The sequence below is a fragment of the Micromonospora sp. IBSANI012 genome (assembly GCF_052814045.1).
In genome coordinates this window covers 742,243-762,671 of sequence record NZ_CP199933.1, presented here as the reverse complement: position 1 = coordinate 762,671, position 20,429 = coordinate 742,243, and the positions used below count along the sequence as shown (strand labels likewise).

At 69.1% G+C, this 20,429-nt stretch carries 18 protein-coding genes, 1 tRNA gene and 3 pseudogenes; 15 read left to right on the top strand and 7 right to left on the bottom strand.

What is annotated here, in order from left to right; genetic code table 11:
* Positions 1-18: 18 nt before the first annotated feature.
* From ACTWM8_RS03780 to ACTWM8_RS03770, 3 genes are all read left to right on the top strand, one after another.
* Positions 19-1,689: a dolichyl-phosphate-mannose--protein mannosyltransferase gene (locus tag ACTWM8_RS03780; RefSeq protein ID WP_446212571.1), complete on the top strand. Its 1,671-nt coding sequence runs from the start codon at positions 19-21 to the stop codon at positions 1,687-1,689.
* Between the two features lie 496 nt (positions 1,690-2,185).
* Complete coding sequence (locus ACTWM8_RS03775; RefSeq protein ID WP_446212570.1) at positions 2,186-3,457, top strand: VWA domain-containing protein; 1,272 nt, start codon at positions 2,186-2,188, stop codon at positions 3,455-3,457.
* A 1-nt stretch (position 3,458) separates the two neighbouring features.
* Complete coding sequence (locus ACTWM8_RS03770) at positions 3,459-4,229, top strand: peptidase (protein WP_446212569.1); 771 nt, start codon at positions 3,459-3,461, stop codon at positions 4,227-4,229.
* A gap of 40 nt (positions 4,230-4,269) precedes the next feature.
* On the opposite strand, the gene ACTWM8_RS03765 is transcribed toward ACTWM8_RS03770, so the two are convergent.
* Positions 4,270-4,404 (bottom strand): hypothetical protein, encoded by a 135-nt coding sequence (locus ACTWM8_RS03765; RefSeq protein WP_446212568.1) that lies wholly within the window; start codon positions 4,402-4,404, stop codon positions 4,270-4,272.
* Between the two features lie 275 nt (positions 4,405-4,679).
* On the opposite strand from ACTWM8_RS03765, the gene ACTWM8_RS03760 reads away from it, so the two are divergent.
* The 5 genes from ACTWM8_RS03760 (at position 4,680) to ACTWM8_RS03740 (ending at position 7,960) form a co-directional block, all read left to right on the top strand.
* Complete coding sequence (locus tag ACTWM8_RS03760; protein WP_446212567.1) at positions 4,680-4,886, top strand: hypothetical protein; 207 nt, start codon at positions 4,680-4,682, stop codon at positions 4,884-4,886.
* Positions 4,879-5,532 (top strand): 4'-phosphopantetheinyl transferase family protein, encoded by a 654-nt coding sequence (locus ACTWM8_RS03755; RefSeq protein ID WP_446212566.1) that lies wholly within the window; start codon positions 4,879-4,881, stop codon positions 5,530-5,532. The genes ACTWM8_RS03760 and ACTWM8_RS03755 overlap by 8 nt, the downstream gene beginning before the upstream one ends.
* A gap of 115 nt (positions 5,533-5,647) precedes the next feature.
* On the top strand, positions 5,648-6,673 hold the full coding sequence (locus ACTWM8_RS03750; RefSeq protein WP_446212565.1) for a hypothetical protein: 1,026 nt from the start codon (positions 5,648-5,650) through the stop codon (positions 6,671-6,673).
* 185 nt (positions 6,674-6,858) lie between these two features.
* Positions 6,859-7,053 (top strand): general stress protein CsbD, encoded by a 195-nt coding sequence (locus tag ACTWM8_RS03745; protein WP_446212564.1) that lies wholly within the window; start codon positions 6,859-6,861, stop codon positions 7,051-7,053.
* Between the two features lie 25 nt (positions 7,054-7,078).
* Positions 7,079-7,960 (top strand): redoxin, encoded by an 882-nt coding sequence (locus tag ACTWM8_RS03740; protein ID WP_446212563.1) that lies wholly within the window; start codon positions 7,079-7,081, stop codon positions 7,958-7,960.
* Between the two features lie 51 nt (positions 7,961-8,011).
* On the opposite strand, the gene ACTWM8_RS03735 is transcribed toward ACTWM8_RS03740, so the two are convergent.
* Complete coding sequence (locus ACTWM8_RS03735) at positions 8,012-8,632, bottom strand: VOC family protein (RefSeq protein WP_446212562.1); 621 nt, start codon at positions 8,630-8,632, stop codon at positions 8,012-8,014.
* A gap of 328 nt (positions 8,633-8,960) precedes the next feature.
* On the bottom strand, positions 8,961-9,305 hold the full coding sequence (locus ACTWM8_RS03730) for a VOC family protein (protein ID WP_446212561.1): 345 nt from the start codon (positions 9,303-9,305) through the stop codon (positions 8,961-8,963).
* Positions 9,306-9,435: 130 nt separating this feature from the next.
* Here ACTWM8_RS03730 and ACTWM8_RS03725 point away from each other — a divergent pair, with 130 nt between their 5' ends.
* Entirely contained in the window at positions 9,436-10,044 is a 609-nt protein-coding gene (locus tag ACTWM8_RS03725) for a hypothetical protein (protein ID WP_446212560.1), read from the top strand.
* A 4-nt stretch (positions 10,045-10,048) separates the two neighbouring features.
* Here ACTWM8_RS03725 and ACTWM8_RS03720 read toward each other — a convergent pair whose 3' ends face one another.
* The gene (locus ACTWM8_RS03720) at positions 10,049-10,840 is read right to left on the bottom strand and encodes a hypothetical protein (RefSeq protein WP_446212559.1); all 792 of its coding nucleotides are present in this window, start codon (positions 10,838-10,840) and stop codon (positions 10,049-10,051) included.
* Positions 10,841-10,964: 124 nt separating this feature from the next.
* Entirely contained in the window at positions 10,965-11,345 is a 381-nt protein-coding gene (locus ACTWM8_RS03715; protein WP_446212558.1) for a hypothetical protein, read from the bottom strand.
* 234 nt (positions 11,346-11,579) lie between these two features.
* Here ACTWM8_RS03715 and ACTWM8_RS03710 point away from each other — a divergent pair, with 234 nt between their 5' ends.
* The 6 genes and pseudogenes from ACTWM8_RS03710 to ACTWM8_RS03685 all read left to right on the top strand — a co-directional run bounded on the left by ACTWM8_RS03710 (position 11,580) and on the right by ACTWM8_RS03685 (position 19,158).
* The gene (locus ACTWM8_RS03710; protein ID WP_446212557.1) at positions 11,580-12,173 is read left to right on the top strand and encodes a hypothetical protein; all 594 of its coding nucleotides are present in this window, start codon (positions 11,580-11,582) and stop codon (positions 12,171-12,173) included.
* Positions 12,174-12,711: 538 nt separating this feature from the next.
* A pseudogene (locus tag ACTWM8_RS03705) lies at positions 12,712-13,203 on the top strand (MauE/DoxX family redox-associated membrane protein); the annotation flags it as partial.
* 360 nt (positions 13,204-13,563) lie between these two features.
* Positions 13,564-15,939 carry a hypothetical protein gene (locus tag ACTWM8_RS03700; protein WP_446214733.1) on the top strand — a complete coding sequence of 792 codons (2,376 nt, stop codon included), beginning with the start codon at positions 13,564-13,566 and terminating at the stop codon, positions 15,937-15,939.
* A 193-nt stretch (positions 15,940-16,132) separates the two neighbouring features.
* A pseudogene (locus tag ACTWM8_RS03695) lies at positions 16,133-17,259 on the top strand (replication initiator); the annotation flags it as partial.
* Positions 17,260-17,452: 193 nt separating this feature from the next.
* A pseudogene (locus ACTWM8_RS03690) lies at positions 17,453-18,669 on the top strand (tyrosine-type recombinase/integrase).
* Between the two features lie 45 nt (positions 18,670-18,714).
* Complete coding sequence (locus tag ACTWM8_RS03685) at positions 18,715-19,158, top strand: hypothetical protein (RefSeq protein WP_446212556.1); 444 nt, start codon at positions 18,715-18,717, stop codon at positions 19,156-19,158.
* A 106-nt stretch (positions 19,159-19,264) separates the two neighbouring features.
* On the opposite strand, the gene ACTWM8_RS03680 is transcribed toward ACTWM8_RS03685, so the two are convergent.
* A tRNA-Ala gene (locus tag ACTWM8_RS03680) sits at positions 19,265-19,338 on the bottom strand.
* Between the two features lie 221 nt (positions 19,339-19,559).
* On the bottom strand, positions 19,560-20,360 hold the full coding sequence (sepX, locus tag ACTWM8_RS03675; RefSeq protein ID WP_446212555.1) for a divisome protein SepX/GlpR: 801 nt from the start codon (positions 20,358-20,360) through the stop codon (positions 19,560-19,562).
* Positions 20,361-20,429 lie beyond the last annotated feature (69 nt).

Genomic DNA, 20,429 nt, shown 5'->3' with positions numbered 1-20,429 from the left:
AGAGCCTACGATCGCCGGGTGACGAGTGCGTCGACAGCGCAGAGCGCGAACGCGACCGGACCCGACCAGGGCATTCCGCCCACCGATGGTGGCGGCGTCCCGGCCGTCGTGCGTCGCCGGCTCGCCACCGTCGAAGCCCGGCTGGACGTGAACTCCTGGATCGCCACCACCGCGGTGGTGGTGATCGCCGCGATCCTGCGCCTGCTCGGCCTGAGCAGCCCCAAGGGCAAGATCTTCGACGAGATCTACTACGCCCGGGACGGCTACGGCCTGATCGACAAGGGCGTCGAGTGGAACTACAAGGACAACGGCCCGTCGTACGTGGTGCACCCGCCGCTGGGCAAGTGGCTGATCGGGTTCGGCGAGTGGGCCTTCGGCTACGCCGACCAGGAGCACAACATCTCGGTGCCGGGGCACCTGTTCACCACCGCCCCGGAGTTCGGCTGGCGGTTCTCGGCGGCACTGGCCGGCATCCTGTCGGTGCTGATGCTGACCCGGATCGCCCGCCGGATGTTCCGCTCCACCACGCTGGGCTGCGCGGCCGGCCTGCTGCTCGCACTGGACGGCTTCCACCTGGTGCTCTCCCGCACCGCACTGCTCGACATCTTCCTGCTGCTGTTCGTGCTGGCCGCGTTCGGCGCCCTGGTGCTGGACCGGGACGCCCGGCGGCGGCGCTGGGCCCGGGCGTTGGACGACGGGCTCGACCCGGCCGCGCCGGGGCGGGCCGGGCGACCGGCCGGCGGCTGGCGGACCTGGCCGTGGTGGCGGCTGGCCGCCGGGGTGCTGCTCGGCTGCGCCTGCGCGGTGAAGTGGAGCGCGCTGTACTTCGTGCCGGCGTTCGCGCTGCTGGCGCTGCTGTGGGAGGTCGGCGTCCGGCGCTCCGCCGGGGTACGCCGCCCGTGGCGCGACGCGCTCCTCGACGAGCTGCCCTGGCTGGTGCTCGCCGGGCTGCTGCTGGTCGTGACGTACGTGGCCACCTGGTCGGGCTGGCTGCTCAGCGACGACGGCTACTACCGGCTGGCCGCCCGCTACCCCAACACCCCGGGGCTGAGCGACACCCCGATCCTCGGCGCGCTGAACAACCTGTACCAGTACCACCGGGCGGCGTTCGAGTTCCACACCGGCCTGGAGACCCCGCACAAGTACCAGTCGTGGCCGTGGCAGTGGCTGCTGCTCGGCCGGCCGGTGGCCTTCTACTGGTCGGGTGACGGGGCGTGCGGGGCGCCGAGCTGCGCCTCGGAGATCCTGCTGCTGGGCACGCCGCTGCTCTGGTGGTCGTTCCTGCCGGCGCTGGCCGCGACCGCCTGGCTGGGCCTGGCCCGGCGGGACTGGCGGGCCGGGGCGATCCTGCTCAGCCTCGCCGCCGGCCTGCTGCCCTGGTTCTGGTTCGCCCTCGACGGCCGGACGATGTTCTCCTTCTACGCCGCCCCGGCGCTGCCGTTCCTGGTCCTCGCCGTGGTCTACGTGCTGGGCGCGATCGTCACCCCGACCGGTCCCGAGGGCGGCGCGGCGACCGACGCCGACCTGGCGCGCGGCGACGACCGCCGGCTGATCGGCGGCGTGATCGTCGGCGCGTACGTGCTGCTGGTCGCGCTCTGCTTCGCGTACTTCTACCCGATCTTCGTGGGCAACCTGCTGCCGTACGACGACTGGTCGGCGCGGATGTGGCTGGACGGCCGCTGGATCTGACCCCGCAGGGGGCGGCGCGCGGCGGGCTGGGCGGGAGTCGCCGGTGGCGCGGGGTGGCGCGCACACAATGAAGCGCGCCCCGATCGCCTGCCACGGGGGAAGCGGGCGATTGGGGCGCGCAAGACAAAGCTTAACCACCCTTCGGCACCGGCACAACGGGGCGACTTGGGTCAGATTCCCGACCGATGCCAAGCCGGGCGAGAGGTTTACCTCCGGCAATTGACGGATGGTCACCACTCTGTCGACGGTCTGCCTTAAAGCACGTGTAGGTCCGTACCGTTTCCTGCCCGATCACGAGGATCGCCGCCGGACGGACGGTGGAGGATCCGACACCGGACGGCGCACGGGAAGCACACGGACGCCTCACCCGATCCACCCGGACGTGACGGGACGCCCCACCGAAGTCGCGCGCCGGCCCCGGGGGCCGGAGGCGATCCGAGGGGCGCCACCCGCCCCCAAATGATCATCCAGAGTGGACGGCACTACACTCCGCCCGATGATCAACAAGAGACGACCGACGGCCGTCCTGATCGGACTGCTGGCGGCCACCGTGCTGACCGGTCCGGCGCCGGCCCTGGCGGACGAGGAGACGCCCGCCGAGCCACCGAAGGTCGAGCTGGTGCTCGACGTCAGCGGCTCGATGCGGGCCCGGGACATCGACGGCCGCAGCCGGATCTCCGTCGCCCAGCAGGCGTTCAACGAGGTGGTCGACGCGCTGCCCGAGGAGACCCAGCTCGGCATCCGGGTGCTCGGCGCGACCTACCGGGGCAAGGACAAGAAGCAGGGCTGCCTGGACACCCAGCAGATCGTGCCGGTCGGTCCGGTCGATCGGGTGCAGGCGAAGGCGGCGGTGGCCACCCTCCGCCCGACCGGCTTCACCCCGGTCGGGCTGGCCCTGCGCTCCGCCGCCCAGGACCTGGGCACCGGCGCCACCGCCCGGCGGATCGTGCTGATCACCGACGGCGAGGACACCTGCGCCCCGCCGGACCCCTGCGAGGTGGCCCGTGAGCTGGCCGCCCAGGGCACGAAGCTGGTGGTCGACACCCTCGGCCTGGCCCCGGACGAGAAGGTACGCCGGCAGTTGCTCTGCATCGCCGGCGCGACCGGTGGCACGTACACGGCGGCGCAGAGCGCCGACGAGCTGACCGGCCGGATCAAGCAGTTGGTGGACCGGGCGAACGAGACGTACACCGCCGCGCCCACCGTGGTCGGCGGCACGGCGGAGTGCGCGAACGCGCCGCTGCTCGCCCCAGGCGTCTACAGCGACCGGGAGGCGTTCTCCGAGCACCGCTGGTACCGGGTGCCGGTGCGGCCGGGGCAGGAGCTGCGCGCCTCGGTCAGCGTGGCGCTGGACCGACCGGTGAACCCGGACCACGGGGTGCTGCTGCGGGCCACCGCCGCCGACGGCCGGGAACTGGTACGCGGGGTGGACGCCGGCAGTGGGCGTACCGACCTGGTCTCGGCGGGCCTGCGCTGGTCGGCGACGGAGGAGGGCGCCACGCCGACGCCCGGTGCCACGCCCGTCCCCGCCACGACGGTGTGCCTGGTGGTGAGCAACTCCTTCGCGCCCAGGCCGGGCACCCGGGCCACGCCGGGGATGCCGGTCGAGCTGACCGTCGACGTGGTCGCCTCGTCCCCCGCCCCGGCCGCGCCCGACCTGGGCCGGGGCTGGGTGCTGCTCGCCCTGCTCACCCTGGCCGGCCTGCTCACCGGCCTGGTCGCCGGGCTGCTCACCCGCTGGTGGGTCGCCACCTGGAGGGAGAACTGAGATGCGTACCCCGATGATGCTGGCAGGGGCGGCGCTCGCCGCCGGGCTGGCCCTGCCGGCCGTTCCCGCCGCCGCGGCCGCCCCCACCCCCTCGCCCGGCGCCACCCCGGTCACCCGGGCCGGCACGTCCTTCCTCACCGCCACCGGCATCGCCGCCGGCCAGCCGGTACGGGTGGGCGCGTCCACCGGCGACCACCTCTACTGGTCGTTCCCAGCCTCGGCCGGGCAGCGGCACGAGATCACCGCGACGGTGTCGCTGCCGAAGGCCCGCACCGGGGCCTCCACCTGGACGGTCGAGGTCTTCGACGGGCTGCGCCGCCGGCAGTCCTGCACCGCCGGGGCGCAGACCCCGACGGTCGACGCGGCGGCCGGCAGCGTGTCGCTCGGCTGCACCCTCCGCGAGGTGCGCTCCTGGGCCGAGCCCTGGTCGGCGGATCCGCTGCCCGGCACCTACTACGTCCGGCTGTCGGTGACCGAGCTGCCCGAGGCCGACCTCGGGCTCCCGGTCGACGTCGACCTGCTGGTCAGCGCGGACGGCGACGGCTCGCGCGACGACGGCGAGCTGAAGGCGCCGCTGGTGCCGAACACCAAGGCGGGCACCGTGCTGACCGCGGAGCCGACGGCGGCCCCGGCCGAACAGGCGGACGGCGGGTTCGGCGACCGGCTGCCCGACCTCGGCTCCCGGTGGATCTGGAGCACGGTCGGCGGGGTCCTGGCCGCGGTGGCCGGCGTGGTCGGCTTCGCGCTGACCCGCCGTCCCCGCCGGCCCTGACCGGAGGCGGTGGCCGCCCGACCGGGGCGGCCACCGCCGCTCAGGTCGTGAGCGGCCCCCGGGGGACCCAGCCGATGAACCGGTCCTGAAGGGACGTCATCGGCGCGGCGTGCAGGTCGGCGCTGGCGGCCGCCAGACAGGAGCCCAGGTAGACGCTGAGCGAAGCGCGGTCCACCTGATACTCGCTGAGCAGCCGGGCGCGTTTGGTCGGACACGGCCACTCCTCGCCACAGGAGTCACAGGTCCACGCCGGTGTCACCGGAACGTGCTCGTCGGGGTGGGGACCCGAGGGTGCCGGGGCACCGGTCATCGTCACTTCCTTTCGGATGGTCGTACCTGGCACCGGCCCGCCGCGTCGACGACGCGCGGACGCCGGAAGATCCCCCCGCGACGCCCTTACAGCGCTACGGGACGCTCCGGCGTTACGCGGTTGCGGTACGTTCACCGTCGATGGCCGCCGCGAACGTTTCGAGCCGGGCCGCCGGCTGGATCGCGCCGGTGGTGGTGCACCGGGGTCGGGTGGTCGGCACCTGGGAGGCGCGCGGCGGCGAGCCCGAGGTGACGCTCTGGCCCGAGTCGCCGCCCGTGCCGGCCGACCGGCTCGACGCCGAACGGGCCAGATTGTCGTCGTACCTGAAGGGGGTGGGTGATGCGTGACCTGCTGCCGCCGACCGTCTCGGTCGTGGTGGCCGGGCCGACGGACTGGGCGGGCGAGCTGCTCCCCGCCGAGCAGAGCGGTCTCGGGGCGCGCGCGGTGGAGAGCCGGCGGCGCGACTACACCGCCGGCCGGGTCTGCGCCCGGCGGGCGATGGCCGAGCTGGGGCTGCCCGAGCTGGCGGTCCGGGCGGCGGCCGACCGCTCCCCCGCCTGGCCGGCCGGGCTGGTCGGCACCATTACCCACACCCGCGGCTACTGCGCCGCCGCGGTCGCCCGGGCGATCGACGTCCGGTCCATCGGGATGGACGCCGAGCGGCATCGCGAGCTCAGCGAGGGGGTACGCCGGCTGATCTGCCGCCCCGAGGAGGAGGAGCGCTGCGCCCGGCTACCGGCCGGCACGTCCTGGCCGCTGGTGCTGTTCAGCGCGAAGGAGACCGTCTACAAGGTCTGGCACCCGGTGGTCGGCTCCTGGCTGGACTTCCAGGACGCCACGGTCGAGCTGGACCCGGACGCCGGGACGTTCACCGCGCGGATCGACCCGGTGCGGGTGGCGGCGGCGACCGTGGCCGACCCGCCGTCGGTCGTCATCGGACGATTCGTCGTCGAGGGCGACCTCGTGCGCACCGCGGCCGTGCTGACGCATTGACCGTTCGGCCCGGTCCGGATCGACGAACGGCGGGTCGGACCCGAGACAATTCCGCGTTGCCCGCACCGACTAGCGTCGAAGAGTTCCCGATGCAGCCGAAGTGCCGAGGAGTACGGTGAGCCAGCCCCAGCCCCCTTACGGGCCGCAGGACCCCAACCAGCCGCCCGTCGACCCGTTCCCCACGGCGCCGGTGCCGCATCAGCAGTACCCCGCGGACCCGACCGCGCCGCTGCCGCCGGTTTCCGGCGCGCCGCAGTACCCGACCGCCCCCCAGCCCCCGTACGCGCCGATGGACCCGACCGCCGTGCAGCCCCCCACCTCCGGCGCGCCGTACCCGCCGGTGTCGGGCGCCCCGCAGCCGCCGGTCTCCGGCAGCCCGTACCCGCCGTACGACCCGAACGCGTCGATGCCGCCGGTCTCCGGCGCGCCGTACCCGCCGGTCTCCGGCGGCGGCTACCCGCCGGTGTCCGGTCCCGGCTACCCGCCGGCGCCCGGCCAGCCGCTCGGCCCGCCGGTGCAGTCCGGCGCGAAGAAGAAGCCGTGGGTCATCATCGGCATCATCGTCGCCGTGCTGCTCCTGCTCTGCTGCGGCGGAGGCATCGCCGCCCTGGTCGCCGGCGGCAAGAAGGCCGCCGACAAGGCGGAGGAGATCGAGCGCTCGCTGCCCACCCCGCGCACCACCGCCGCGCCGGCCCTCCCCGGCACGAAGCCCTCCGCGTCCGCCTCGGCCGCCGACGGCGAGACCTTCAACATGGAGCCCGGCGACACCCTGGTGATCGAGGACGACGAGGGCACCATCGAGATCACCATCCGGAAGTTCTCCACCTCGACCAAGGGCTGCCGCTCCTACGCCCCCGCCCCCGACAAGGGCCTCTACCTGATCGCCGACGTGACCGCGACGGTCACCAAGGGCAAGGCGTCGATCAACCCGTTCTACTTCCAGTGGGTGGCCGAGGACGGCACCACCGTCAACGGGCTGGCCGGCGCGCTCTCCGGCTGCGGCGGCGACATGCTCGACTCCGGCAGCGGCATCCGCGCCGGTAGCAAGCGCTCCGGCGCGGTGGTCTTCGACGTCAAGGACAAGAACGGCGTCGTCGAGTACCAGCACAAGTTCGAGGCCGCCGGCTCCTGGAAGCCGTGACCTCCCCGGTTCCCGTGGCGGGCCGGCTCCCCATCGTGGGGGCCGGCCCGCCGCCTTTCCTGGCTGTGCCAGGTCGTCGGCAGCCTTCTCGGCGGTCGCCGGGGGTTTCCCGCCACGGCGGGCGGGGACGCGGGGCGGGAGGCGCGGACAGCGCGACTGGTGCACGAACCGACAAGGGGGGCGGCATGAGTTCCACCGAACGGGCGAAGGACAGCGTCGAGCAGGTGGCCGGCCCTGCCAGGGCCCAGCTGGGCGACATGAACCAGGACGAGCGGTCGCAGGCGGAACGGGTGGCCAAGCGCGACAAGATCCGGGGCAGGGAAGCCGGGGAACACGTCCAGGAGGACGCCCGGGACGTCAGGGGCGATTTCACCAGCTGACGACTCCGGTTGAGGAGATCTCACCATGCGAATCCCTCACCTGATGGCCGAGCGGTGGGTGAACTCGCCGCCGCTGGCTCCCGACGCCCTGCACGGTCGGGTGGTCCTGCTTGACATCTGGGAGTACACCTGCATCAACTGGATCCGTACGTCGCCCTACGTCAAGGCGTGGCACCGCGACTACGCCGACCTGGGCCTGGTCGTCATCGGCGTACACGCGCCGGAGTTCGAGTTCGGCAAGCACGCCGAGAACATCGACCAGGGGATCCGCGACCACGGGCTCACCTATCCGATCGCGATCGACAACGACTTCAAGATCTGGCGGGCCCTCGGCAACAACGCCTGGCCGGCGAAGTACCTCTTCGACGTGGACGGACTGCTGGTCGACCAATGGGTCGGCGAGGGCAGCTACGAGCGCGCGGAGTCGGAGATCCGGCGGCTGATCGAGGTCAGGGCGCCCGGCACCAAGCTGCCGCCGGTCAGCCCCGAGGCGATGGCGTTCGCGACGACCGGCGAGCCCTCCTACCTCGGCGTCACGCCCGAGACGTACGTCGGCGCGCACCGCGCCGAGCCGGGCACCTTCACCCTGACCGGTGACTGGGAGACCAGCGGCGAGTACGTCGAACTCACCAGCGGCACCGGGGAAATCGCCCTGCCCTTCAACGCCGGCGAGGTGAACCTCGTCGTGGACCCCGGTCCGTCCGGACAGGCGGCGATCGACGTGTTGCTCGACGGGAACCCGATCGGCGACGAGCGCGGCGACGACGTCGACCCGGACGCGGTGGCGCGCGTCGACCGGGCGGGGATGATCCGACTCGTCGCCGGGGCGTCGCGGGACGATCACCTGCTGACGCTCGGCACCAGCCAACCCGGTCTGCGCGCGTTCGTGTTCACCTTCGGCCCGTGAGCGTTGCTGCTGCTCACCTGGGGCGGTTCGCGCTTACCTGGGCGGCTCCGCCTACTTGGGCGGTTCCGCGCCCGACTGCTCGCTCACCATGTACTCCGCGTACCAGTCGGGCCAGTTCGGGTCCTCCTGGCCGGTGCGCTTCTCGTGCTCGCCGTGGGCGGCCGCCGCGCGCCGCATCGCGTTCGCCAGGTCGCTGACGGAGGTGAACGACGTCGCGGCAGCCTGGATGCGCCCGGGCAGCCGGGTCGTGATCTCCTGAACCTGCCAGTTGTTGCCGTCGGGATCGCTGAACGAGGTGCGCGAGAAGTAGCTGCGACGCTCCGGATCCGGACCGTTCACCGGCCCCTCCGGGCCGAGGTGGAAGACCTCGCTCGCCTCGACACCAGCGGCGACCAGCGCGTTCCGCGCCGCCTCGACGTCGGAGACGATAAGGTACGACTTGGCCGAACCGGGTGCGGCCGACGTGAGGTTCGAGCCGAATTGCATCGAGCAGTCGGAGCCCGGCGGCGTGAACTGGACGATGCCAGGCGGTGTCTTGTCGAGCCGCCACCCGAGGCGCCCGTAGAACTCCTTCGCGCGGTCGACATCCGAGACCGGGATGACGACGACCTCGAGCTTCATGTCGACGTTCCTGATGCTCGTTGTCCCGCTGGCGTCGGTTTTCGGGCTCATCGCGGCCTCCCTGGGCTGAGTCAGGACGTCATGCGTCTTCCCGGCGGCGTCGTGCGACTTCCCGGGGTCGGTCTATTGGCATGCGTGCTGCCGGGCGGACCGTCAGCCGGGCTGTCGCATGTGCGGAGGCCGCCGGTGGGGCAGGGTCTCGGTTACGACGCTACTGCTTCGGCAGTTGCGGGGTGTCTGGTTCGCGGCATCGCGTCCCCTGCCGGCCGAGCAGTTCGTTTGAGCTGCGGTTCAAGATCCAAAAAGGCCGTCTCCGAGTAGCGGGAACGGCCTCTGGGCTGCCCCTCCGTCGGCCTCGGCCAGCCGCCAAGCCGGCGCGTCAGATTGCGACCGGGTGGCGCGGTTCGTAGAGACCGAGTTCGCCGCCGCCGGGCAGCCGCAGCGCGGTGCGCAGCCCCCACCGCTCCTCGGTGACCGGGATCGTGAACTCGACGCCCTTCGCGGTCAGGTCGGCCATGGTCGCCGCGACGTCGTCGCACATGAGGAAGAGTTCGTGGGCCGGCTCGCCCTCGGTCGGGTGCATGGCGAGCTCGGCCGGCGGGAGCTTGAAGATGAGCCAGCCATGGCCGGCGTCGACGTGGTGGTAGCCGAGCGTGTCCCGAAAGAAGGCACGGTCGGCCTCTGCGTCGCGGCTGTAGATGATCACATGAGCACCATTGATCATTCACCGACCATAGTGCTGAGGTCCGACGTGGCAACGCCAATCTCGCCAGAAAACCCACCGCGTGACCGAGCGGGCGGCTGCCGAGTTGAGCCACGGATGACCCCTGGTCGACCCACGGACGGTGAGGTGCATGGACGACGGAGAACGCGAGCAGGCGCTGCTCACCGCCCTGACCACCGAACATTTCGTGCTTCAGACCTCGCGCAGCGCGACCGTCACCGAGTCGGTGGGTCGGGCGACCGTCTTCCTGTCCATGCTCTCTGCCGCGCTGATCGGGCTCGGTTTCGTCGCCAGCAACGCCGCGCTCGTCCGGCCGTACCTCGGGGCGGTGCTGCCGACGCTGGTCATCACCGGACTGCTCACATTCCTGCGGCTGGTGCAGAACATGGTGGAGAACGAGCTGGATCTCGCCCGGATCCAGCGCATCCGGGCGTACTACCATCGCCGGCTGGCCGGCGAGCACGACTTCTTCGCCGACGCGGTGCAGGACGAGGGCATCATGCGGGCGACCTGGGCGGCGGTCGGTAACGCGCCCCGGCGGGCGCAGCTGTTGCTGACCACCGCGGCGATGGTGGGCGCGGTGAACGCGCTGCTGGTGGGGCTCGCGGTCACGCTGCTGGCCGGGCTCGCGGGGCTGTCGCCCGGGTTCGCGATCGGCATCGGCACGGTGCTGGCTCTGCTGGCCTTCGCGGCCCAGTTCGCCTACATCAACCGCGAGTCGATCTCCCAGCCCGGGTAGCGGATCAACCCTCGACGCCCGGACGAGCACGGACTGCCCCTCCTTTGACCACGGCGAATACGACGAGACCGAGACCGAGAAGGGCGGCGACGGCCACCCATTGCAGGCGCAGACCCAGCATCAGCGGCACGAGCCCAAGCATCGACGGGATCGCCAGCAGGCACGCGATCCCCATCAGCGGACTCAACACCATCAGTCCCACCTTTTCGCCGCGGACTGACCACCAACCGTCTGCAGTACGGCGCTTGAGCCGCGCAGCCTCGATCAGCATGGGCAGACCGGAGGCGGCAAACATCCCCAGGAACAGGGTCTGCAACCAGCCGCGGTGGCCCCAGGCCTCGGTTTCCACCCGATCGCCGGCCGACAGTTCGATCGCCACGGGGGTGCCCTCCCACAGCAACGCCTCTGCCTCTGCCTCATCCCTGAGCCTGCGGCTGCCCGAGGTGGGAACGTCGGTCTCGGCAAACAGCACGTACTCAGCGTCCTGCTCCACCATCAGGTGCCAGTCACTGCCGGGGCCACGACTGTGCCAGGGGCCGGACAAGGTGACCGGAATCCGCTCGAGACAGCCCTTCGGCGGATCGACCTCCGGCTCTACCCGCATGGTCCCCACGGGGCACTCCACGGCGCGCCGCATCGCGACCGCGTCGCGGATGCCGTCTGGGACGTCGACCAGCGCCAACGATCCGAGCACGCCCGCCAGCAAGCCGTAAAGCACGAGGAGCGCCGGCCGCGTCCAGAACGCTCGGCGCCAGAACTGCCAGCCGCGAGGAGGTGCCTTCGTTCGCCTGGACACCGCAACCACCTCCCTCCCGGTTGTGGGGTGCCGTTGCTCTGAGTCCGGGGCATTGCCCTGATCTGCGCATTTGATTTCGGTCGTAGATGTCAGACCATGCTGCGGCGGCGATTCTGGCCCGGTCTCAGGCCCCGTCTCCGTAGTGGGAGACGATCCCCCGCCAGAAGGCGGTGAAGAGGGCCACGCCGACCGCGACCCACGCGACGGCAAGTGACCGTGCCGCACCCGGGACGGCGGCGATCCAGCCGAGTCCGACGAGGACGAACTGGACACCGAAGAAGCCGGCGAGGGTCAGCAACAGGTGCCGGCCGGGCCGGACCTTTCCCTGGGCCTGGTCGTGCCGGCCGCTGAGGAGCCACCACACAACGGCCAAGCCGAGCGCGGCCAGCATCACCGGGACACCCCACGCCCGGTACGCGGCCTCGGAAACGAGCAGCACTACCAGCCCGAGCGGAAAGAGCAGCATGGACAGCACGAACGCCGCAGCACTGACCAGTTTTCGCATCGCTCGGCCTTCACGTCGTAGCTTCGCCCGTCGCACCCTAACCGCTCGGGCGGCCGGTAGGCCCGCCCATAATGCGGGCTTACGGCCTATTCGCCGCCCACGGATCAACCGCCGTGTCCGCCCAGGTCCGCTGGCGTCCACACCCGTTGTCACTCACCTCGTCACACCCACCAGGCAAGCTGGCCGCTACCGATCAACGTCAGTGCAGCGGCCTCGCGAACCTGGAGGGAACCCGTGGCGGTCACCGCCGATGATCTCGACGCAGCATTGTCCAGCGTTGTTGCCAGCCTACGGCCAGCGACCGGCCTGGATTGGTTCGCGCAAGCGGGCAGTCTGGAGTGGGACTGCTGGCACACCGCCGAGCACATCGGTGATTGCCTGATGTCGTTCGCGGCTCAACTCGTGGCCCGGCCGGAGAACCGGTATGTCCGCTTCATGGCGAACGCCGACAAGGACGCTTCCCCGGAACAGGTACTGGAGTTCGCCGAGACGGGGGGCCGCATTTTGGCAGCCACGGTACGCACGTCCGGACCGGACGTTCGGGCCTACCACCCCACGGGCCAAGCCGATCCGGAGGGCTTCGCCGCGATGGGGTGCGCAGAGACGTTGCTGCACGGGGACGACATCGCCCAGGGCCTCGGTCTTGCCATCGATCCCCCGCGTGACGTGTGCACCCGGGTACTTGCTCGACTGTTCCCGGAAGCGGCGCAGGAACTGGCCACCGTCGACCCGTGGGCGGCGCTGCGGTGGTCCACCGGCCGGATCGAGCTGCCGGGACGTCCGCAACTGAAGGAATGGCGCTGGCAGGGTGCTCCGCTGGGCGAATGAGCCAATCAGCCGAGACAGCGCTCCAGCGCCTCGGCGGCCAATCTGCACCTGCCCCAGATGGAGGCCCGCCAGCGGTGTCGGTGACGCCTGCGAAGATCCGGATATGAGCGCGACCGCCTCGGACTACACCTGGTTTTCTGACCGCTTCCCCGGCGTTGACAGGTACCCGGCAGGGGAAGACGCCAAGCCGCAGGACCTACCACGGTGCGGTCCAGCTCCTCCTGTCCAGGACCGGCAACGAACTGACCGGCAGGTGGTCGGCTTCAGCCGAAAGGACCGAAGGACACGTTCCGTGGTAGCTGTTCTCCTCTACGGCAGCAGGGGACGCTCAGGGAGGCTCTAGTGCAGTCCGGAGACTGGGCACTCCGCCCTACGCCCTAGCCACGGATCGGTGACTCCACGCGTACAAGGCGCTTTCGGCGAGAGCCGTAATGTATCAAAAGGCAAAGCGGCAAAATCGGGAGTAAGCGGACGATCCCGATTGACAGAATAAACGACCCGAGGGTGTGCTCTCCCTAGACGCAAAGAAGGGGGAACCATGCCGGATGTCGCGAGTAATCCACCCCTGGACTTCTACCCCCCATCCAGATCACGTTGGCATCGCGGGGCGAAGCAATCTTGGATGCCACACTCCGAGCGACTCCTGGTGGCCGCAAGCCTCACGATCTTGTTTCCCTTCCTAATGTTGATGGGCGCCACTACGGCCGAATCCGTCGGTACGACATTACGGATCGCCACTGGAACCTTCCTGGCAATCGCGGGTGTAGGGAAGGTGTACTCACCGAGCCAGTCCATCGCCGTATTTCGCCGACTGCCCGGCTTGTCTGAAGGTAAGAGAGCCAGGATCGCAGTTAAGGTCCTAGCATGGGCTGAGATACTTCTAGGGACCATGGTCGCCGTAGGATACCTCCACCAGGCATTCGCAGTCTCGGCGGCAATACTCCTTCTAATGTTGACCGCTGGCGTTACGCTGCTCCTCGCGCGAGGCGTTCAGCTGTCATGCGGTTGTTTCGGGTCCACCAGCAAGGCGTTGGGAGGCGGAACAATTTTTCGGAATTGCCTCCTGATGCTTGCGGCAATCGCTGGAGCGGCCCTGTCCACAGACCACCTCGACAGCCTTCTCGCTGGGCAAGATTCGTTGGTCCCCTACTTAGGATCAATGATCGCCTTCACTATTCCAGTTGCTCATAGCACTGTTCGTAGGGCAGAGGGCTCGTTTCGCCTGGCTTGGAGTATCTTCAGTCGTCGACGCACTCCGACGCTACAGAGCCCTTGGGTCAATACTGGACATCAACCGATACCAGGCTCTACTTCTCCCGGCTCCGCTCTCGTTCGCCTGTACGATGCCGCAGCCCAAGCTGATCGGGACACGACCGCCCTATTATGCCGATTGAGCGACGGTCTTTCCCCGGCGGTGGCCCTAGGGTTCGTCGATGAGCCAGGCGGCCCGATTCTTTCTCGACAGATCCAAGAGACAATCAGAAAGACAGTGGTTGGGCAGGTCGAGTCATCAGCTTCAAGGCGTGAGGACTCACGATCGACGGGGCCGCGACTCGATGAGGCAAGCATCTCGCCCGAGTTCATCGATGACAACTTCCGCACCCTCATCAATGATCTTTCAAGCCTTGCGGCCGAACATCAACTGAGAAGTCTTCAGACACGGGACAGCTTGGATCTAGCAAGTATTCCTGAACGAATCCGGTCGTCGCACCCGGGAATAGGAGAACTAGACGAGGAGCTTCTTCAATTAGACTTATCGACTAATCGAGCTCTTCAGCAGACATATGCGGCAGCAGTCGCCGACCCGAATATAAACTCGGACAAAGTTCTTGTACGAACGGCCCTCTTGCAATGGTGCGTCCTCTTGCGCAGGAAGCTTTTGTCTTCGATGCACACGTCCGTCGAGGGCCTTCAGCATGACACGTCGTGCTCGGGAGACATCATCGGCGACCGTCTCGTACTGCGGTACTTCGACTGTCTATTCGAAGAGCAAGACGGAAAGGTCGAGGCAGTCCGGGCATTAACGGCACTGGCACGCCAGAGTGCCTGCCTTAGCTCCCGTCAGTCCGCATGGTTCGCTGCAGGCGCAACCCGAGCATATTCTGAACTTGAGGCTTTCCTCAGACAGAATGGCCTTGAGAGACTTATGCCACCAGTTGCACAGGCCTGCAGTAATGTCTTCCTCCTTTTCTACGACGTAGAGAAGTACCAAGGGCTCGAAAGCCCTTTCGCCAAATGGTTCATGCAGAACTATGATCTTCTGGTTCGAGGTATCGAATCGCAGAGACTTCCTGCGCTATGGCACGGGCTGTGGCTTTTCGATCGGCGCACGGGACACCTCGTGGGTTACAGAGGTACCAACGAGGGCCTGGTGAAAGATGAGAATTATGTAGAGCTGACCACCTTCTTTTCCTCCATCATCAAACGAGAGAATCTGGGAAGGTTGGACTGTTCCTTCGCCGAGATGGTAGAGCGCGGTCCGTCCGTGTACGGATATCTCTGCTCCGGGGCAGTCTGCAGTGAGCCCCCATCGCGGGGCCCATTAGGCACAAGCACGTCGAGGGCATCGATGTTTACTTGGCTCCCATTTGCAAGCGCACGTAGTCTGCTCGGTGGAGACCCATTGAAGGAGACAATCTGTGATGCTGCTTCTCCACGCGGATCCGGCTCGGATCGTTGTCGGGAGAGTTCTGCGGCAGGCCAACGAACTCGGGAAGCCGCGTCGGTCGCATGTATCGCGGAGCAGGCTATCGGGCAATCAGAGGATCGTCGGCGGGCGAGGTGTCTCTCGGAAGCTACGGGACTTTGCGCAGGCCCACTTGAGAAGGCGCAAAAGCGGATTGAGTCGGCGCTGTTCGTTGGAGTCCCGCTTGGTAAGTTCTGTCAACTCGCAAAAGATCCCGGAAAGGAGCAAAAGCCGAAGCCTGATCCGAAACCCGACCCAGCCGAAGAAAAGAGAGACGCTCAGTTAAAGCGAGAACTCTTGGAGCAGAGCCGTCGGGCATTGAAAGATGCCCTAGACGCCGCAAACAAGACGATTGATCGATCCAAGAAGGAGGGCGTGAAGAGCCCGCAAGAAGCTGCGGTGGTCGCAGGTGCTCTGGCCGCTCGGCCGGGCCTGGAAGCAGCGATAAGGCAACTAGATAAGCTGATCGACGAGCAGAAGAAGCGAGAAGCAAAAGCCGACGAAGCAATGAAGAAGAAGGGCGGTGCCCACCGGTGCCCACCTGACACGCCTGATTGTGGCGGCGATGACTGTACGGGCATGGCCCGAGCCATGAAGGAGACAATGCGATGTTTCGCCGCGACCGAAGATCCCCGTGATCCCAAATGGAAGGGCTACGGCCACAAACCGGGGGTGATCGACCCCTCACCGCTCGATGACCCGTCAGATCCTCGATGGACCCGCTGCTTAAAGCTACTCGACACGGGTCTAAACCTGGTCGATAAGCGCTGTTGGGCCGTCGACTGCGGCGGTATGGTGACGATGAATGCTGCGACTGGACACAGCGAATGCGCTTGCGGCGGACCGGCACTAGGCGGGCCGAGCAATTCGGTACGCGGGAACTGCGGCAATGTCGATTGCGCGGAGGGGACGCCGACCTTCATGAACGGCCACTGCGGGTGCGGGCCTGCTGCGCCGGGTGGTTCCGGCCACGTCCCTCAGGGCCCAAGTGGACCGATACCTGGCCCGTTTGTGGTCGGTCCTCCCCCCACCTTTATAGAAGGACGAATTCTCCTTGAACTCGACGGCCGCGACATCTAAGAAATGATCTAGTGGTGATTGGACCTGTCCTTGCGGAGCTTGCTGGGCGCGCCAATCGGACGGCGGTGGTCAAGGTGAGCTGAGTCCGAGCGTTACCCACCATCGCTGAGCGTCCGGGGGCGTACCGGGGCGTGGTTGACGGGCACGGGGCCAGCTAGGTCTCAGCCCTGCTCCCCGGCCCATGTCATACAGCCGTCGTACCTGCGACTGCCGCCCGTCCCCTTGCCGCGCCCGCAGCAGCGCCGGCACCTGCCCGCACGGGCAGCCCGCGGCGTGCTTCGCCCGCCACGACGCCGACGATGCGCGGCTCGGGCAGCCGTTGTGCCTGGACTGCTACGACCACAACCACCAAGTCGTCTGGAACTACTTCTCCGGAGAGCTGTGGCGGCGCACCAAACAGGCCATCGAACGCCACCTCGCCGCCCTCTGCCGCAAGCGCGGCATCTCCCTCGTCCGGGTCGTCACCGCCTCCGGCAAGGAACGCTGGGTGCCGCCCGTGCGGGTCTCTCACGGCAAGGCCGCCGAGATGCAGCGCCGGGCAGCCGTGCACTTCCACGTCCTGCTGCGCCTCGACGGCATCGACTCCGACGACCCGGACGCGCTCCTGCCGCCACCGGCCGGCATCACCGTCGACGACCTGGAAGACGCGATCCGCGTCGCAGCCTCGCGGATCACCGTCACCACGCCCGCGCACCCGGACCGGCCCGAAGGCTGGGTGGTTGCCTGGGGCGAGCAGGTCGACGTTCGACGCATCAACACCGCCAGCGGTGAGCTGACCGACGACAAGGTGGCCGCCTACCTGGCGAAGTACGCCACCAAGGCCACCGAAGCCACCGGCCACTGCTCCACTCGGCTCACCCCCGCCATCATCGACGACTACGCCGACCCGGAAGGCGACCACCTCGCCCGCCTCATCGACGCCTGCTGGCACCTCGGACGGCCCACGCACACCGACACGCCAGTGGCGCCGCAACCGCCGGCGACCGTCAAGAAAGCCCTGACACCAAACCGCGCCCCTACGCCGGGTTGCGCCGCTGGGCTCACATGCTCGGCTTCGGCGGCCACTTCCTCACCAAAGCCCGCCGCTACTCCGTCACCTTCCGCCTGCTCCGCGACACCCGCGCCACCTACCGCCGCACCGAAGACGACGAACCCGCCGACACCGTCACCGTCGGCACCTTGACCTACATCGGATCCGGCCGGCTCTCCGAAGGTGACGCCCTGCTCGCCAACACCGCCGCCCGGCAGCGACGTGAGAGCAGACGCGTCGGCCGGGAAGAACTCGCCTACGAAGCCTGGCTCGTCGGGGCCGCCGCATGAGCCGAGATCTCACCCCGCGCTGGTACTCCCCCGCCTAGGTCGCCATCCTGCTCGGCTTCGGCATCTCCAAGGTCAAGATGAAGATCGCCACCGGCGAGCTGCGCTCCATCAAGGACGGCAAGTACCGCCGCATCCTCCCCGAATGGGTCGACGACTACATCCGCGAGCAGGTCGAACGCCAGGAGGCCGCCTGATGCCCGCACGCGCCCGAGCCAACGGCGAAGGCCCGATCTTCCCCTACCGGAACGGCTATGCCGCCTACGTCTGGGTCACCAAGCCCGATGGCAAGCGCACCCGCAAGTACGTATACGGACAGACCCGTGAAGCCGTCCACGACAAGTGGATCAGGCTGCACCAGCAGGCCAAGGCCGGGCCGGTTGTCACCCGTCTGCCCACCCTCGCCGGCTACCTCGACTCGTGGCTCCGCGATGTCGTCGAGCCGAACCTGGCCCCCGCAACGGCGGCCAACTACGACATGTTCGTCCGCCTCTACATCACGCCGGAGCTGGGCTCCCGCCGCCTCGACCAGCTGAGCGTGCGCGACGTGCAGACCTGGCTCAACCAACTCCGGTCCGCCTGCCAGTGCTGCCTACAGGGCAAGGACGCCGCCCGACCGGAGGGCAAGCAAAGTGCTGCGCCGCTGGCTGCTGCTGCCGACGGACCGTCTCCGAGCGGACCGCCCGCGACGCCTGGACGACGCTCCGCGCCGCCCTGAACAACGCCATCCGGGACGAGCTGCTGACCCGCAACCCGGCGGCACTGCTCCGGGTGGCCAAGCCCCGCGCGCGCAAGGACAAGCCGTGGTCCATCGACGAGGTCCGCCAGTTCCTGGAATCGGCCCGCGCCGACGGTGACCCGCTCTACGCCGCGTACGTGCTGATCCTGGTCCTCGGGCTGCGCCGGGGTGAAGTGCTGGGCCTGCGGTGGGAGGACGTCGACCTGGCCGCCAACGAGCTGTCGGTGGCCTACCAGCTCCAGCGCGTCCGCCGGCAGCTCCTGCACCGGGAGAGCAAGACCGAAGCGTCGGAAGCGACCCTGCCCCTGCCGGCCATCTGCACCACTGCCCTGCGGTCTCGCCGGGGAGAACAGAAGCGACACCGGGAGCACGCCGGCCGGGCCTGGCAGGACAACGGCCTGGTCTTCACCACCCGGCTCGGGACGCCGGTCGAGCCGAGGAACTTCCACCGGGAGTTCAAGACCCGCTGCCGCAGGGCTGGCATCCGGGAGATCTCCGTGCACACCACCCGGCGCACCTGTGCCACCCTGCTGGTGGCCCTCGACGTCCACCCCCGGGTCATGATGCGGATCCTGCGGCACAGCCAGATCGCCGTGACCATGAACATCTATGCCCAGGTCGCTTCGGAGGCGACCGAGGCGGCTCTCACCCGGCTCGGCGAGCAGTTCCTGTGAGCTGCTGTACTGTCGCGAGTCTCGATCGACTCAAGGAGTGTCGGGTTGGAGCCGTTGGGGATTTCGCATGACGCCTTCGGTCGGCTTCGCCTCGCCCATTTCGTAGCGGCGGAGCACCTTGAGCAGCTTCGCGGCTGGGAGTACCTGGAGCGTTGCTGGGTCGGCGAGGCGTCGAGCTTCACCGAGTGGCTTCGTCTTGAGTCGGCTCCCGAGGTAACGCGTTCGGTAGCGATCGACCTCGTCGCCCTGCCGGAGTCAACGGCTCAGAGCATGATCGACGCGCTCCGGCTCCCCCTACGGGCAGGGCTGGACCAGCAAGAGATCACCGGCGTCCTCGGCGAGCCCACCGGCACAGAGAGATTCATGCAGGATCGAGTCACCCTCGTCTTCCGCATCGACGCTGCCGAGCCCTACGAACTGAGCTGCACGGTTCACGAGGAGCAGGGGCTGACCTACCTCACGATGCACCCCACACCGCTGCCGGATTAGCTCACGGCCAGCCCATCGCCTGTGCGGTCGACGACTGCTGTAGTTCGCTGCTGTACAAGATCGAAAAAGGCCGTCTCCCAGAACGGGAAACGGCCTTTGAAGTGGGTGGAGTTGAGGGGATTCGAACCCCTGACCCCCTCGATGCGAACGAGGTGCGCTACCGGACTGCGCCACAACCCCTCCGCCGGCGAACCGGCTTCGGTCCCACCTGGCTTTCATCAGGCGGGCCGGCGACAAGGCTAACAGGTCCACCCTCCCCGCCGCGAATCCACCCCCGGCGCGCCGACGGGCGCCACTCGAAGATCGACTCGGGACGCGGCATGTCGCGGTGTCCGAGCCACCGAACACCGCGACACGCCACAAACGGCGCAAGGAGCAACCGGCGCGCGGAACGACGCCGGTCAGGCGGGGTGGGAGGAGCCGCGGCCGGACTGGTACGGCCGTCCCCGCAGTCCACCGGCCCGGCGGTAGGAGACGGAGCCGCCCCCGCTGGCCGCGGCCGGCAGGTCGCGGGACCGGTCCAGGCCCATCGCGGTGCGGCGTACCGCCTCGCGCTGGGCCGCCAGGCGGCGCTGCGCCTCCCGGCGGGCCGCCGCCCGGCGGGCCTGCTCCCGCCGTACCTCGGCCTGCCGGGCGGCCAGCCACGCCGCCTCCCGGGCCTGGATCCGCCGCCGCCGACGCTCGGCCACCGCCCGCTTGCGCAGGTGTACGACGTACGCCACCAGCAGCGTCCCGGTGACCGAGATACTGATCCAGAAGCCGGGGCTGACCACGATCACGCCGACCAGTTCGACGAAGTTGAGCAGCAGCAGCGCGGCGAGCACCCGGCGACGCCGGTAGACGGCCGGGGTGTGGCGGCGCCGGGGCGGCGGTCGACGGCGGGCCTTGCGTGGGGCGGGCGGCACGGCGCGCAGCCGGCCCGAGCGGCGGCCCGCCGCCGGGGGCGCGGAAACCGGGGCGCTCAGACCGCCCGTGGTCACATCTTCACTGAGCGTGACGACGAGGGCGCGGGACGGATTGACGGGCCGCCGTCCCGGGACAGTACGGCGTCGCCGACGGCGCTGGAGCACCCGCGCCGTCGACTGCGCCCGCTCCGCCACCAGCCGCTCGGTGGCGTCGTACCGGCGGACCAGCGCCGGCGCGAGGGCGAGCAGGCCGGCGGCGGCGAGGACGGCGAGGAGCACCGAGGTCGGCACCCTCACCCCTCCCGTCACCGAATTCGGGGCAATCGCCGGGCCACCGCAGGATCTTCCCCGGATGGTCGTCCACGG